Annotated in this window: 13 protein-coding genes; 9 read left to right on the top strand and 4 right to left on the bottom strand. The window is 43.5% G+C overall.

Translation table 11 applies throughout. The annotated features are described in order from the left end of the window. Positions 1-33: 33 nt before the first annotated feature. The 5 genes from BM358_RS02150 to BM358_RS02130 all read left to right on the top strand — a co-directional run bounded on the left by BM358_RS02150 (position 34) and on the right by BM358_RS02130 (position 3,809). Positions 34-573, top strand: a complete 540-nt coding sequence (locus BM358_RS02150; protein WP_028542793.1) for a GrpB family protein — start codon at positions 34-36, stop codon at positions 571-573. Between the two features lie 25 nt (positions 574-598). After that, positions 599-1,249 carry a hypothetical protein gene (locus tag BM358_RS02145; RefSeq protein ID WP_028542792.1) on the top strand — a complete coding sequence of 217 codons (651 nt, stop codon included), beginning with the start codon at positions 599-601 and terminating at the stop codon, positions 1,247-1,249. Positions 1,250-1,340: 91 nt separating this feature from the next. Further along, positions 1,341-1,766, top strand: coding sequence for a VOC family protein (locus BM358_RS02140; RefSeq protein WP_028542791.1), 426 nt, complete (start codon positions 1,341-1,343; stop codon positions 1,764-1,766). 160 nt (positions 1,767-1,926) lie between these two features. After that, positions 1,927-2,400, top strand: a complete 474-nt coding sequence (locus BM358_RS02135) for a MarR family transcriptional regulator (RefSeq protein WP_023988081.1) — start codon at positions 1,927-1,929, stop codon at positions 2,398-2,400. Positions 2,401-2,555: 155 nt separating this feature from the next. Continuing rightward, on the top strand, positions 2,556-3,809 hold the full coding sequence (locus BM358_RS02130; RefSeq protein ID WP_028542790.1) for an MFS transporter: 1,254 nt from the start codon (positions 2,556-2,558) through the stop codon (positions 3,807-3,809). 193 nt (positions 3,810-4,002) lie between these two features. Here the strand turns inward: BM358_RS02130 and nrdF are convergent, their stop codons facing one another. From nrdF to nrdI, 3 genes are all read right to left on the bottom strand, one after another. Further along, positions 4,003-4,968 (bottom strand): class 1b ribonucleoside-diphosphate reductase subunit beta, encoded by a 966-nt coding sequence (gene nrdF, locus BM358_RS02125; protein ID WP_028542789.1) that lies wholly within the window; start codon positions 4,966-4,968, stop codon positions 4,003-4,005. A 220-nt stretch (positions 4,969-5,188) separates the two neighbouring features. Then, on the bottom strand, positions 5,189-7,273 hold the full coding sequence (nrdE, locus tag BM358_RS02120) for a class 1b ribonucleoside-diphosphate reductase subunit alpha (protein WP_028542788.1): 2,085 nt from the start codon (positions 7,271-7,273) through the stop codon (positions 5,189-5,191). Then, the gene (gene nrdI, locus BM358_RS02115) at positions 7,260-7,619 is read right to left on the bottom strand and encodes a class Ib ribonucleoside-diphosphate reductase assembly flavoprotein NrdI (protein WP_016819181.1); all 360 of its coding nucleotides are present in this window, start codon (positions 7,617-7,619) and stop codon (positions 7,260-7,262) included. The genes nrdE and nrdI overlap by 14 nt, the downstream gene beginning before the upstream one ends. A gap of 407 nt (positions 7,620-8,026) precedes the next feature. Between nrdI and BM358_RS02110 the strand changes: the two genes are divergently transcribed. The 3 genes from BM358_RS02110 to BM358_RS02100 are packed head-to-tail and all read left to right on the top strand — an operon-like array spanning position 8,027 to position 10,235. Continuing rightward, positions 8,027-8,389, top strand: a complete 363-nt coding sequence (locus tag BM358_RS02110) for a DUF2500 domain-containing protein (protein ID WP_023988085.1) — start codon at positions 8,027-8,029, stop codon at positions 8,387-8,389. A gap of 59 nt (positions 8,390-8,448) precedes the next feature. Further along, complete coding sequence (locus tag BM358_RS02105) at positions 8,449-9,009, top strand: GNAT family N-acetyltransferase (RefSeq protein WP_028542787.1); 561 nt, start codon at positions 8,449-8,451, stop codon at positions 9,007-9,009. A gap of 2 nt (positions 9,010-9,011) precedes the next feature. Next, positions 9,012-10,235 (top strand): MFS transporter, encoded by a 1,224-nt coding sequence (locus BM358_RS02100; RefSeq protein WP_028542786.1) that lies wholly within the window; start codon positions 9,012-9,014, stop codon positions 10,233-10,235. Between the two features lie 72 nt (positions 10,236-10,307). Here BM358_RS02100 and BM358_RS02095 read toward each other — a convergent pair whose 3' ends face one another. Continuing rightward, complete coding sequence (locus tag BM358_RS02095) at positions 10,308-11,999, bottom strand: ABC transporter substrate-binding protein (protein WP_028542785.1); 1,692 nt, start codon at positions 11,997-11,999, stop codon at positions 10,308-10,310. Between the two features lie 280 nt (positions 12,000-12,279). Here BM358_RS02095 and BM358_RS02090 point away from each other — a divergent pair, with 280 nt between their 5' ends. Beyond that, on the top strand, positions 12,280-13,347 hold the full coding sequence (locus BM358_RS02090) for a LacI family DNA-binding transcriptional regulator (protein ID WP_025723495.1): 1,068 nt from the start codon (positions 12,280-12,282) through the stop codon (positions 13,345-13,347). The last annotated feature ends 71 nt before the right edge of the window (positions 13,348-13,418 follow it).

The raw sequence follows: 13,418 nt of genomic DNA, 5'->3' as shown, positions 1-13,418 counted from the left end.
TTTTTTAGAAAGCTAGTGGAGGTGTGTTCATGTATGTCCTCGCAGGTGGAAATATCCGGGTATGACCCGCAGTGGGCTGAAGAGTATATGCGAGAGCAAAGGAAAATTGTAGAGGCTCTCAAAGATGTATGTGTCGGCATAGAGCATATCGGTAGTACGTCCGTTCCTAATCTGGGAGCCAAGCCTATTATTGATATTATGGTTGGAGTAGAAGAGTTGGCAAGTCTTCAATCCGAACATCGAGAGCGTCTACAAGGGTTTCAATATGAATATGTACATAAGCCTGATTTTCCAGAGAGAGCTTTCTTTCGCCGTGGAGAATGGGGAGCTGGGACTCATCACTTGCATATTTACAAGTATAAAGGTGAGCATTGGGAAAACCATCTATTGTTCAGAGATTACTTAAAAGCGCATCCTGATAGCCTGCGAGCGTATGATACTTTAAAAAAAGATTTGGCGTACCAATTCAAATATGACCGTGCAGCGTATTCCGAAGCCAAAGGACCATTCATTCGGAAGGTGATTGAGCGGGCGAAGCTTGAAAGATATAGGCAGGGACAGATGAATTCTTAGTACGCATGGACAAGGTGGAGGAATGATGAAGAATATGATGCTTGATGCACAGGTAACGCCGAATGGTTTAAAAGACAGAATGATGCTGCTGTCAGCGCTGGACATTATATTGTCCCCAGAAGATTGGTTACGCACGTATCGTATGCAATCTGAATGGTCTGGTGATGTATGCCTGGGTGAGGTGAACAACGGCGCTGGAGATACGATTCATATGCTATGGACGCGTGGAGGTGTGCTGTTGAAGGGTTTTGACCACGAATCCCCTGTAAGTCCTCATGCGAGAGACGAATATGAGGTCTGGCCGGGCATGTACGACGGTGTGCCTGATGATATGATGGAGCTCTTGGAAGACGAAGCGCTGGAGAAGGAGGACGTTACCTTTTGTATGTGGAGGGAAGCGGAAGATAAGGAGTGGCGTATGGGCAATGCGAACATTCCCGAGGCGTATGACGATGGCTCATCCTTTTTGCTGGGGAAAATTATAGTTACACCGGAGGAATATCAGGATTGGGCTGAAAGTTACTATGAGTTGCCGATTTCTCTAGGGGTGGTAAGCCAGATTTTCAACGGCGTTCCGGTCACTGCACAGATGATCTCTGCGCTTCATCCACAGCGTAACGTTACGGAAGCGATAAAGGAGCTAAAGCAGCTTGGCGTTCAGGTGCATGAAAGCTAAGAATACAGATTTGTTTTTCTTGACAAGTTTTGTATATAATACAGGAGAAATGGCTGGGTAATCACCTCGAATTAAAGGAGCTGTGTTGAAGATGTCCAAACGTTTGATTCCTTACATCACGATGAATGGAAATGCAAAAGAAGCAATCGAATTTTATGAAGAGGCATTGGATGCTCAACTGCTTTTTATTCAAACCTTTGGGGAAATGCCGGAAAACCCCGATTTTCCCATTCCCGCAGAGGTCAAGGAACGTGTGGGACATGCTACCCTTAAAGTGGGTGAGACAGAGCTCATGTTTTCTGATACCTTTCCCGGATCACCGTTTAGCAGCGGGAATCAGGTGAGTATCTGTATTACAACCGATAGTGTGGAGCAAGCTCAAAAAATGTTTGATGCTCTACAGCAAGGAGGACAGGTGGGAATGCCTTTGCAGGAAACCCATTTTAGTCCCGCTTATGGGAATGTAACAGACAAGTTTGGTGTCACCTTTCAAATGTTCACAGAGGCTCGGTCTTAAGAAATGGAAAACGGCTCGATTCCGCTACTTTAGCGATCTGGCCGTTTTTTTTACGTATAGTTCAATTCCTAGAATAAATAATGATTTTAATATTGTTGAAATAGAAACAAAAATATATTATATTATGTTGTTAATGCACCAACGGGTGGGAGGACAGGCCATGAACAAAGAAGAACAGGTCATAATGGGCTTCAGGGACTTATATAACAAGATGGTTTGGCTTAATAAGGATAAGATGGAAGACAGTCTTAAGGGTTATAAGTCTTCTGAAGTACATTGCATCGAATACATTGAAAGAAATGTAGATTCCAACGTGACAAAACTTGCGGAGTCCCTTTATATGACTAGCGGTGCCATAAGTAAAATAACTAAGAAGCTCATAAAAAGAGGCATTATCGAAAGCTACCAGAAGCCGGATAACAAGAAAGAAATCTATTTTAGGCTTACGGAGCAAGGGAAAGTAATCTATAAAATCCATGAGGAACTGCACAAAGAGTTTCAAGAGCGGGATAAAGCTGTATTTGAGCAGGTAACTGAGGAGCAATTTGACAGTATGATTAGCTTCCTGGAAAAGTATAGTAGGCATTTGGATGCAGAAATAAAGAAACAGGGTGTAGATATTAAGTCGGAATAAATTTGAATAATGAAAATCAAACCACAGGCAGCTGGGTTCTATTGAGAACGGGCTGCATTTTTTTTGCTACTGTTTTGTTGCCGAGGAAGCAAAACTGTGATACGATATTTTTGCTTCCGAGGAAGCGAAATAACAATTTTTGAGGGGAGAATTTAATGTTCAAATTTAGATCACACCATGAACAGAACACAGAACAAACCGTAGATAAACACGCTTTAATATTCGGTCTTATCTCTGTGTTTCTTTGCGGAATAGGCTTCAGTATCATAGCACCTGTCGTCCCATTCTTAGTACAGCCTTATATAAGCAATCCGGGACAACAAGCTATCGTTGTCACGCTGCTGACCTCTGTTTATGCCTTCTGCGTGTTTTTTGCGGCCCCCGTACTTGGAGCTCTGAGTGACAAATATGGCCGTCGTACATTGCTCTTAGTATGCCTTTTGGGTTCCGCAATCGGGTACTTGGTTTTTGGCATAGGAGGAGCTCTATGGGTACTATTTGCGGGACGCATAATAGAGGGGATAACAGGTGGGAGCATAAGCACGATCTTCGCATATTTTGCAGACATCATTCCTCCAGAACAGAGAACCAAATACTTTGGATGGGTGAGTGCGGTTGTAGGTGTAGGCACTGTCATTGGCCCAACTCTAGGCGGATTACTTGCCAAGTTTGGTTATTCTGTACCTATTTATTTTGGAGCAATCATAACTTTATTGAATGTTGTTTATGGATTCTTTTTTATGCCAGAGAGCCTTGCCAAGAATAATAGACTGAAAGAGATTACCTTTGTAAGACTGAATCCACTTACACAGCTTGCAAACATACTTTCCATGAAAAGCTTAAAAAGGCTACTTGTCTCGGCGTTCTTACTTTGGATACCCAACGGATCTTTACAGGCCGTTTTTTCACAATTTACAATGGATACCTTCGGTTGGAAGCCTGCACTAATCGGACTTATGTTTTCAATTATGGGCTTCCAAGACATCATTTCACAAGGTTTCATCATGCCAAAGCTTTTGATAAAACTTAATGATAAACAGATAGCAATTCTTGGAATGGTTTCGGAGATTATAGGCTACAGTCTTATTGCGCTATCTACTTTGTTCTCATTCTATCCTCTTTTTATCGCTGGAATGTTTATATTTGGTTTTGGTGATTCGATCTTTGGGCCTTCATTCAATGGGATGCTCTCCAAGTCTGTCGATTCTAGTGAACAAGGAAGGATTCAAGGAGGTAGTCAATCTATTCAGGCTTTAGCAAGAATGATTGGGCCTATCATTGGAGGTCAAATCTATGTGTCACTTGGTCATGCCGCACCCGCTTTTATGGGTATGATCCTTATAGCAGCGGCAATACCAGTTTTATATAAGCGAACGCAAGTAAATGAGGATTTTGCAAAAATCCCATAAGCGACTTCCAATGAACAAGATATAGATCGAAATGGTATAGTTCGTCTATATCTTGCACTTCGGAGCGACTGGAATCGAATTTTGCAAAATCCTGAAATATGTAAACTATCTACTTTGTTTACAGTCTGAGCCAACCGCATGCGGATGGCTCTTCATAGTATCACCTTGCTAAATTAATTTCACGTATTTGTACTTATACGCTAAAATTAAAATCATCATCTGTCAGCGGCTCTACATTCATCGCCCGCACATAGCCGTTTCCTTTTTTAGAAAAGAAATCATGCTGCTTAGTGTGGGTGCTGATACCGTTGAATACAATGGGATTAACTTCTTCTTCTTCAAACAGTGGATCAAAGCCCAAGTTCATCATGGCCTTGTTGGCGTTGTAGCGCAAAAAGACTTTCACATCGTCTACGAGTCCAATAGGAGTGTAAATTTGCTCGGTGTATTGTTCCTCGTTATTGTGCAAGTAGCGGAGCAAGCCTACCAGCGTCTGGTAAAGATCACGTTGTTCTTCCTCGGCCAATTCTGCATAAATCTCCTGTGCCAGTACACCTACGTACACACCGTGAATACTTTCATCCCGCAGGATCAAATCGATAATTTCTCCACTGCATGTCAGCTTGCCCTGGCCCGCCAAATAAAGAGGGTAGAAGAAGCCGCTATAAAATAAATAGCTTTCTAACAGCACCGACGCTGCCATAGCGAGATACAGGTCTTTGGGTGTGTGGATATTCATATAATACTGACGAATGGTTTCTGCCTTGGTTTGGAGATGTGGATTTTCTTCCACCCAGCGGAACACACCGTCAATTTCTTCCGTGGAAGCTAGCGTTGTAAAGATGCTACTGTACGACTTGGCATGAATTTGTTCCATCATCGCCATAAAGCTTAGTACGGCTTTGCGTTGCAGTCCGTCCACATGCTCCATAATTTGCGGCATACCCACGCCGCCTTGAATGGTATCCAGTAGCGTCAATCCGCCCAGCACCTTCATGTAGGCTTCTTTTTCGATATCACTGAGGGTTACCCAGGACATTTTATCGTCAGACAACGGGATTTCATCATCCGTCCAAAATTGCATAATGTTCTGGTTCCAGAACATCAGTGTGAAATCATCGTCCGAGCGATTCCAGTTTACAGCTTGTATACCTGTCATTGTTAGCATTCTCCCTTCAGCTTGCGAGATTCCCTGGAAACACATATTGAAATAGTGCAGGCGAATCATCGTATGCTTGACATACGGAAGCTGTATCCGCGAGGGTCTTGTCCAGTCCCGTAAAAGGTCTGAACCACACGCTGGATACAGCTTCTAATGCAAAGCATCCATATCTATTCAAAATCTAATTTTTATACTACAGTTTGTTACCATTTATGTTTTAGATGGAGCAGGTGAGGCACTCTTCCACAGACAGCTTTTTGGTGCGTGTGTAGTATAACGATTTAAGTCCTTTGTGTGCGGCGTACAGATAGCAACGTGCTAACTGACGCGTAGTCACGTCACTATTCACATGAAGCACGGTCGAAATCCCTTGGTCCACGTGCGGCTGGATTTCTGCAATCAGATCAAGCACTTTGAACTGATCCATTTGATAAGCGGATTTATAGAAGAACACGTTATCCTTTTGCAAATAAGGCATTGGATAGTAGGTCGTCGAATTGGCATAGGTACGGGTTTCAATCTGCTCAACAATCGGCATGACGCTGGATGTTGCATTTTGAATGTACGAAATGCTAGCAGTCGGCGCAATTGCCATACGATAGGCGTGGTACAGGCCATTTTTCATCACATTTGCTTTTAATTTGTCCCAGTCCGCTGAAGTCGGAACATAGATGCCTTTGAACAGTTCTTGCACACGTGCAGTTGTCGGACGATAATCTGTGTTCAGGTATCGGTCAAAATATACGCCTGTCGCATAATCCGATTCCTCAAATCCATAAAAGCTTTGTCCAGCTGCTTTCGCGATTTCCATACTCTTTTCGATGGAATGATAGTTCATCGTCATGAAGAAGGTACGGACAAAGTCTTTTGCTTCATTGCTTTCATACGCAATTTTGTTTTTGGCAAAGTAGCCGTGCAGATTCATAACACCCAGACCGACGGAGTGCATTTCACGGTTCGCTTTCGCAACACCTGGTGCATTAGCTACTTGGGTCATATCGCTGACTGAAGTGAGCGCGATCATACCCTCATGAACAGATTCGCGAATTTTACCATGTTCCATCACATTTACAATGTTCAGAGAAGCCAGATTACAGCTCACGTCCCGGCGGATAGTATCCTGTTGTCCGTAATCTGTAATTTCGGAAGTTTCCTGCAACTGGAAGATTTCCGTGCATAGGTTCGACATCTTGACTTGACCCACGTTTTTAAGAGCATGTGCCTGGTTCGCGTTACTTTTGTTCATGATATATGGATAACCAGACTCCAACTGAATCATGGCAATTTTCGTCAGCATGTCACGTGCGCTCATCGCTATTTTTTTCTTCACCCGATCGTCAGCAAGCAGCGTGTCGTACATTTCATCCAAATCCATGTCGTCCAGATGCGTTCCATAGGCTTTGAACACACTGTAAGGAGCAAATACATGCAGCGGTTCATTATCTTGAGCCAGCTTGTAAAAGCGGTTTGGCACCAGTAATCCAATAGAAAGTGTCTTGAGACGTACTCTTTCGTCAGCATTGATTTTTTTGCTATCCAGGAACTCAAGCACGTCCCATCCGAAAATGTTGTAATAGGCTGCGCCAGAACCTTTACGTTGTCCCATTTGATCTGCGTAGGAGAAGCCGTCTTCCATCAGCTTCAGCACAGGCATTATGCCTTTTGCTGCGCCTTCTACACCCTTAATTGCTTCACCGCGTGCCCGCAGTTTCGACAGGTTGACCGCAACACCGCCCCCGATTTTGGACAACTGCATGCAGGTGTTCAGCACATAGTTGATTGAGTTCAGGGAGTCGTCCATTTCGAGCAGGAAGCAGGAAACCAATTCCCCACGGCGGCTTTTGCCTGCATTCAGGAAGGTTGGTGTCGCTGGCTGGAGACGTTGCTCCATCATCGAGCGGGACAACAGGCGTGCCGTATCGGCGTTACCGCGTCCTAAATGCAGCGCGACAGCAGCAACCCGGTCAGGGTAATGTTCCAGATAGACTTTACGGTCGTTACTCTTCATTGCATAGTCGGTATAAAACTTGGATGCTGCCATATAGGAAGGGAATTTAAAATTATAGCTATGAGTGATATGGAAAATATCATTAATTTCGTCAGCCGTGTAGCTGTTATAGAAATTTTCGTAATAATCATTCTCAATCATATACAGCACTTGAGCGGCTGTGTCAGCAAACTTCAAACTCCGTTCCTGAACTTCCTTCATAAATTCTGCTACAGCCTCTTGGTCCTTTTCCAATTGGAAAAAGCCGTCTGTATCGCGTTTCATCAACATGTTGTTCAATTCAATATGCCGCAACTCGGCTCACCTCCTGTTTAAAACGCTCTACATCTCCGAACGTTCCAGATAATTCAAATTTACTAATTACGGGGACATTATAGTGGTCGGCAATCAAATCCGCACTTTTGGCAAATTTCTCACCCCAGTTACGATTGCCGCTTGCAGCTACACCAACAAGGTTTTGTGCATTTTTTTTCAAAAAGGAAGATACCCTCTCAGGTATCTGCCCAAACCCGGTTGTATATGTAATAAGTACGTAAGGTTCTTCTATAGTCATTTGCTCCTCGATCTGAACCGCTGGAAGCTTGAGCTTGTTTATAAATCTTTTTACATTGCCGGTCTTGGAATCATATGCAATCAGCATGGTATGCAACCTCCTTAAACAATTAACGAAAAAAGAAAACGGCATTGCCCGAGATCCATCATAGCTGGAAACCCTTGCTGGCTGTGCCATTTAAAATTTTTGACTCTATATTTACATGTATTTTCATACCTGTATCTTCAAGATATCGGGCATAAATACGTTTTTTACACTATATTTAGAGTACATTCTCTATTTTATATCTATATATAGTTTTGTCAATCGGTCTAGAGGGGATCAGCGGACCCAGATCGGGTATAAGTCCAAGCGGGGTACGGAAAAGAGCGAAAGAACTTTTTTTTCGTAAGTATGTTAAAAAAGTATTGGAGTTTTTGAGGGTGAAGATGTACGATTTGTCAATGGGCAATAGAATGGAAAATTTACATTTTACTGTAGAAAGGATGAAGCAGATGGGAAATGATTTTATGGAATTTCAATCGTTTAATATGATCTTTTTTATCGTATTTGGACTCATTGCTATTGTAATGATTATGGGAATTGTCAAAACGATAGGAGCGGGCCTGTCCAATCAAGCAGCCGAACGGATACAACGTTCATGTAAGGTTGTGGATAAACGGACGAGAGTGCGTGGGGGATCAGGCGATTTTTCAGCTTCGACATATTATTATATCACCTTTGAGTTTGACGGGGGTGAGCGTATGGAGCTGGAGGTGAAGGATACGGACTTTGGTATGATTGTGATCGGGGATCGTGGGGAGCTTCATTATAAAGGTACACGTTTTCTGGAGTTTGTAAGAGTAATGGAAGCATAAAGGTGTTGGCGGGGAGTTAGTATTGCCAAAACAAATACATAATTGGAGGGAAGATTACGATGCCGCATATCATTGGAAAACGAATTGTATTGAGAGAATACCGTCAAGAAGATGTACCAGCTATCCGAAAATGGGTCAATGACCCGGAAATCACACGTGGTTTAAGCGACGTGTTTATCTACCCGCATTCACAGGTGAATAGCGAATCCTTTTTGCAGATGATGATTGACGGCAACCCCGAGATCAAAGGTTTTGTCATTGCGCATAAAGACACACTGGACTATATCGGACAACTGGATTTATTTAAAATCAACTGGGTAAATCGGCACGCCACCCTTGGTGTTGTGATCGGGCGTGACGGTGACTTGGGCAAAGGCTACGGACGGGAAGCGATCCGGCTGTTACAAAAATTTGCATTTCATACACTGAATCTGCATCGGCTGGAGCTGGAGGTCTATGCGTTCAATGAACGTGCACACCGTTGCTATTTGGCATGCGGCTTCAAGGAGGAAGGGCGGCTACGGGAAAAGCTATTCAGGGAAGGGCAATACTATGACATTATTCAGATGGGGATTTTGCGAAGCGAATACGAGGCTGCAGAGCAAGCGACGGAATCCTAAGAGTGCAATCTCATAAGCTATTTTACTCCGTCAGCTTTCTTCAATTTTTTATGAGTGAAATCACGGGGACTACGCTCATCCTTTTTCTATTAGCTAAAGGACTTTCTTTGCAGAGTGCAAACTTCTTACTAGTTGTATTCTTTGTAAGTATTTTTTTGTTTGAGATACCCACAGGGGCTATTGCAGATAAGTATGGAAGAAAAATTTCTGTTATTTTGGGACTTTGTTGTTTTCTACTCTATAGTGTGTTGTTCGTTTGGACAGATCATATCGGGGTGCTTGTGTTTGCGCAAGTCTTTGGGGGTCTGGCTATATGTTTACAATCAGGTTCGTTGGAATCATGGGTTGTGGAAAATAGTGATAAGCCCATGGAAGTTCTTTTTACAACCTCTAACAGTATACAGTACATTTCGGGATTTATTTGTGGTCTGTTGGGGGCCTTCCTCGCAACTTTTAACTATTCACTTCCATGGGCGGCTAGCATTTTATCTATTATTGTATGCATTTTTCTATGCTCCTTTTATATGGATGAGGAGAATGTTGCTCATCGAAAGACGTCTACTACTCGCATTAAAACGATTATCGGAGAAAGCGTCCGTATCGGTTTTGAAAATAAGTCTATCTGGATTGTGTTTATGATTGGCTTATTTATCAGCTTTTCGAACTCGGCGGGGAATACATTTCAACAGCCACGTCTGGTTGGCCTTTCTGAACAAGGGATTTGGATTATGGGGTTTATCAAGGCAGGGTATTCACTATGTATGACTTTGGGAAGTTACCTGGTTCGAAAGCTAGGCGCACGATACAGTGATGTACATATACTCATGTATGCTTGCGGTATGATTGGGATATGGCTCATTTTAGCCGGTGCGTTCAACACATTTTATCCTGTACTGCTTACCTTTTTGATCTATGAAATTGGGCGCGGCATGTATCCGGTTGCCAAACAAATTTTTCTGAACAAAAGAATCTCTAATGAGTATCGTTCTACACTACTATCTCTGGATTCTGCGATTTCACAATTAGGCATGTGCGTAGGTTTAATCGTGACAGGTATCATCAGTCGTAATTTTACGGATTTGTCTTCCGATCAAACACCTATTCAAATATCTTGGGTGATGTGTGGCGGGATTGCGTTGATTCCTATCATTTTATTGTTTCACGTCAATCGTGTTTCAGGCAAAAGTAATTCTTGGAAAGAAAAAGAAACCAAACAGAATGTTTAATATAAAAGTTAATGTAGAAGGGCTGAACAGCATTGTCTGTCAGCCCTATAATATTTCTTTAAAAAGCAAACCCTATTTTTCGCCGTACCACAGTTTCAGGCGATTTTGGATTAGGCCAGTGTAGATTTCTTCAGCTTTTGGCACACCCGCCTGATCCAGCTCTTGGAGCATGCGGTCATACACAGCGTCGAACTGATCTGGCTTGGCGAGTACGGCCTCAGGAATCCGTTTGCGTACAATGTCCTGTGACTTCTGATAAATAACATTGTAATTCGTATTAGTCGGAACGGGCATGTTGTAGGCAGCCCCCCATTCTTTTACCGGAAAATCCTTTTCGTTCGGGAACAGGTCTTTCCACGTATGGGCTTTGTATGCCTGAAGGGACTCTTTTTCGGCTTGACTATAATTTTCGGTAATCATCTCCGGATAATTGGTTGTGTAATAGTTGCCAGAAGGGTCCTTTACGCTATCGCCGTAATGTGGCCCCCATATCCAGTACAAACCGATTCCTGACTCTCTACTAAAAGAAGCATTATCGGTGTTTTTACGTTGTTGCACATCCGCCGGAATGACTCGTTTGCCGTTCTCTACGTTGTAATGCTGGCCTTCAATTCCCCAATTGCGTAAAATTTGTCCTTCGTCGGAGGCCAGAAAATCCAGAAATTTGATAGCTCGCACCGGATTTTCACATGAGGTTGTAATTCCGATCCCGGATGCGGTATCGAAGCCAATGGGCTGGAGGGAATGATCCTCGTATTTCTCATTTAAAGTGACTGGAAAATGGGCGTAAGTGAATTCATCCTTACCTGCTGCCTTGAGCGCATTTTCGGCATCTTGATAGTTCCATTCCTGATCAATGAGTCCGATGACACGGCCTGCGGCGATTTTGGACTTATACTGATCACTTTTTTGCACAAAAGTATCCTTATCCAACAGTCCTTCATTGTACATATGGTTCAACCAACGGAAATATTCACGTTCTTCTGGGCGCTTGTAGTGAAGAATGGCTTTGTGTGTTTTAGGATCAATATAATATTCGCCATCGTCGGGTCCACCTGTAGCAGTAACAGCCGGGTTAGTCACTGTAATTTGAATTTTCCAGTCTTCGGCATCAAGTGATAGGGGGATGGTTCGCTGGCCATTGGTAGTAGGGTATTTGGCGACATAATCTTTAAGTGCTTTTTCAAAATCTTGAACGGTGCGGATTTTAGGATATCCAAGCTTCTTAAGTGCCTGATGCTGGATTTCGAAGCCGGCTTGTGCATCAAACGCGATGTGATCCACACCCAAATTAGTCGGGATCGTGTAGATGGCTGGATCTTCACTACTATATTTAATACGATTAAAATAGTCTCCATACACTTTCTTAATGTTAGGGCCGTATTTGTCAATGAGGTCGGTTAGGTCAATGAGTGCTCCGGCATCGACCAGCTTGCCAATGTCTGATTTGGGGTACACGAGATCTGGATACTCTCCGCTCGCTGCCATTAAAGCAAACTTTTCCTCGCCTCGGCCATTGACAGCATGTTCAGCATTTAGCGTAACGCCCGTTTTCTTGATAATTTCCTGCCCGACAGCATCCTTCATGTTGTTCCAGTTAGAGCTGGAATCACCGCCAAAGAAAGTAAATGTAATAGGGCTGGTGTCATTAGGATCTTCCTTTTCTGCCTTACTGCTTGTTCCGTTCGCACAGCCCGTTGTAACGAGCAGCAGCAAAGACAGGAGCAGGATGGAGCTCTGACGTACCGACCTGTTCATGAACATTTGCAAATCCCCCTTAATAAGTATGATTTACACAATGTAAGTGCTTTCAATAGTAAATTGTAGGAAATAAAAAACCTCACGTCAAGTTATTTATGATTGTTTGTTATGCGGTTTGTTTTTTTATTAAGCAAACATATTTTGGTGGAGGGTGTGGAATTGTACAAATCTATCATTTGATGATCTAAAACAAAGTATGCTACGATGGTACCAGTTTATAGGTACACCCGTGTATTAGAAAGGCTAAGGTAGAAAAAGATTCCGAATAGGGTTGGGTGAGAAGATGCGTGGAAAAGTAACGTTGCAAGAAATTGCGGATGCGGCGGGCGTTTCAAAGTTCGCTGTTTCGCGTGCACTGTCAGGCAAACCCGGTGTAAGTGAAGAGACAAGGGCGGTTCTGGTCAAGCTTGCTGCCCAGATGGGCTATTTTCGCAGTCATCCCAAAATGACAGGGGTAGAGCCTCGGGACACAGATCCCAGAGAATGGTCGGGTACCGTGCTAGTGTTATTTCCGAATATTAGGTACCAGAACAGGGAATCCAGGTACTGGGGGCCTGTATTTGAAGGGATTTCCGAGCGTCTGAACCGTAAGGGTATGGATATGATCACGTTAACGGAGCCCTCGACTGAAGATACGTTTTCTCTACTGAACCCGGAGGCGATTAAAGGGATTATCACAGTAGGAACGATTTCAACTTCGTTGTTGCTGAACATTTATCGGATGGGTATTCCGGTCGTTATGGTAGATCATTGGGATTCTGCATTTTTAAGTGATACGGTGTTTACAGATAATCGCACATGCATGAGTGAATTAATGAAGGACTTGCTGTGCAGGGGCTATACCCGCTTTCAGTTTGTGGGTCATATTGATGACGCTCACAGTTTCTACGAACGCTGGGAAGCTTGTCGTTCCACACTGGAAATGAGCGGAGTAGAATTGCGGCAGAATAAAGCCCTTCTTCACGGAGGAGCGCAGGCGCTTGCTGAGGAAATGGACAAGTTGTCTGAGGACGAACTGCCTGAGGTTTTTGTATGTGCTAATGATGTGACTGCTGCGCAAGTCGTGGATGTGCTGAAAGAAAAGGGGATTGACGTTCCGAGGCGTTGCGGAGTGACCGGGTTTGACGATACGAATGAACAAATGCCGATTTATGCCACGGTGAGAGTGGATAAGGAATTGCTGGGAATGCGTGCAGTGGACCAGTTGTTGTGGCGCATAACGAACCCGGACTCGCCTGTCGAGAAAAAATTGCTACATGCTGAGCTATTCGTACGGGAAGTTCATGCACCCCGGATCAGTCGGGAAAATGATGACCGTGAGCGTTCCATCAGCACAATCACATATAGTTAATGTCCAGGTACGTGTTATGACACCATACACCGTGGAGACGAAGGAGGTCGCTTTTAGCCTGTTTAGGGGCA

The sequence above is a fragment of the Paenibacillus sp. cl130 genome, assembly GCF_900116035.1.
GTDB lineage: Bacteria > Bacillota > Bacilli > Paenibacillales > Paenibacillaceae > Paenibacillus > Paenibacillus polymyxa_B.
This window is presented reverse-complemented; position numbering and strand designations above follow the sequence as displayed.

What these genes read in the sequence shown, in the direction of transcription:
- BM358_RS02130 (WP_028542790.1), top strand. Translation starts at nt 2,556, where the DNA reads ATGTTCAAATTTAGATCACACCATGAACAGAACACAGAACAAACCGTA.
- nrdF (WP_028542789.1), bottom strand. Translation starts at nt 4,968, where the DNA reads ATGACAGGTATACAAGCTGTAAACTGGAATCGCTCGGACGATGATTTC.
- BM358_RS02140 (WP_028542791.1), top strand. Translation starts at nt 1,341, where the DNA reads ATGTCCAAACGTTTGATTCCTTACATCACGATGAATGGAAATGCAAAA.
- BM358_RS02095 (WP_028542785.1), bottom strand. Translation starts at nt 11,999, where the DNA reads ATGTTCATGAACAGGTCGGTACGTCAGAGCTCCATCCTGCTCCTGTCT.
- BM358_RS02110 (WP_023988085.1), top strand. Translation starts at nt 8,027, where the DNA reads ATGGGAAATGATTTTATGGAATTTCAATCGTTTAATATGATCTTTTTT.
- BM358_RS02135 (WP_023988081.1), top strand. Translation starts at nt 1,927, where the DNA reads ATGAACAAAGAAGAACAGGTCATAATGGGCTTCAGGGACTTATATAAC.
- BM358_RS02105 (WP_028542787.1), top strand. Translation starts at nt 8,449, where the DNA reads ATGCCGCATATCATTGGAAAACGAATTGTATTGAGAGAATACCGTCAA.
- BM358_RS02090 (WP_025723495.1), top strand. Translation starts at nt 12,280, where the DNA reads ATGCGTGGAAAAGTAACGTTGCAAGAAATTGCGGATGCGGCGGGCGTT.
- BM358_RS02145 (WP_028542792.1), top strand. Translation starts at nt 599, where the DNA reads ATGAAGAATATGATGCTTGATGCACAGGTAACGCCGAATGGTTTAAAA.
- BM358_RS02150 (WP_028542793.1), top strand. Translation starts at nt 34, where the DNA reads ATGTCCTCGCAGGTGGAAATATCCGGGTATGACCCGCAGTGGGCTGAA.
- nrdI (WP_016819181.1), bottom strand. Translation starts at nt 7,619, where the DNA reads ATGCTGATTGCATATGATTCCAAGACCGGCAATGTAAAAAGATTTATA.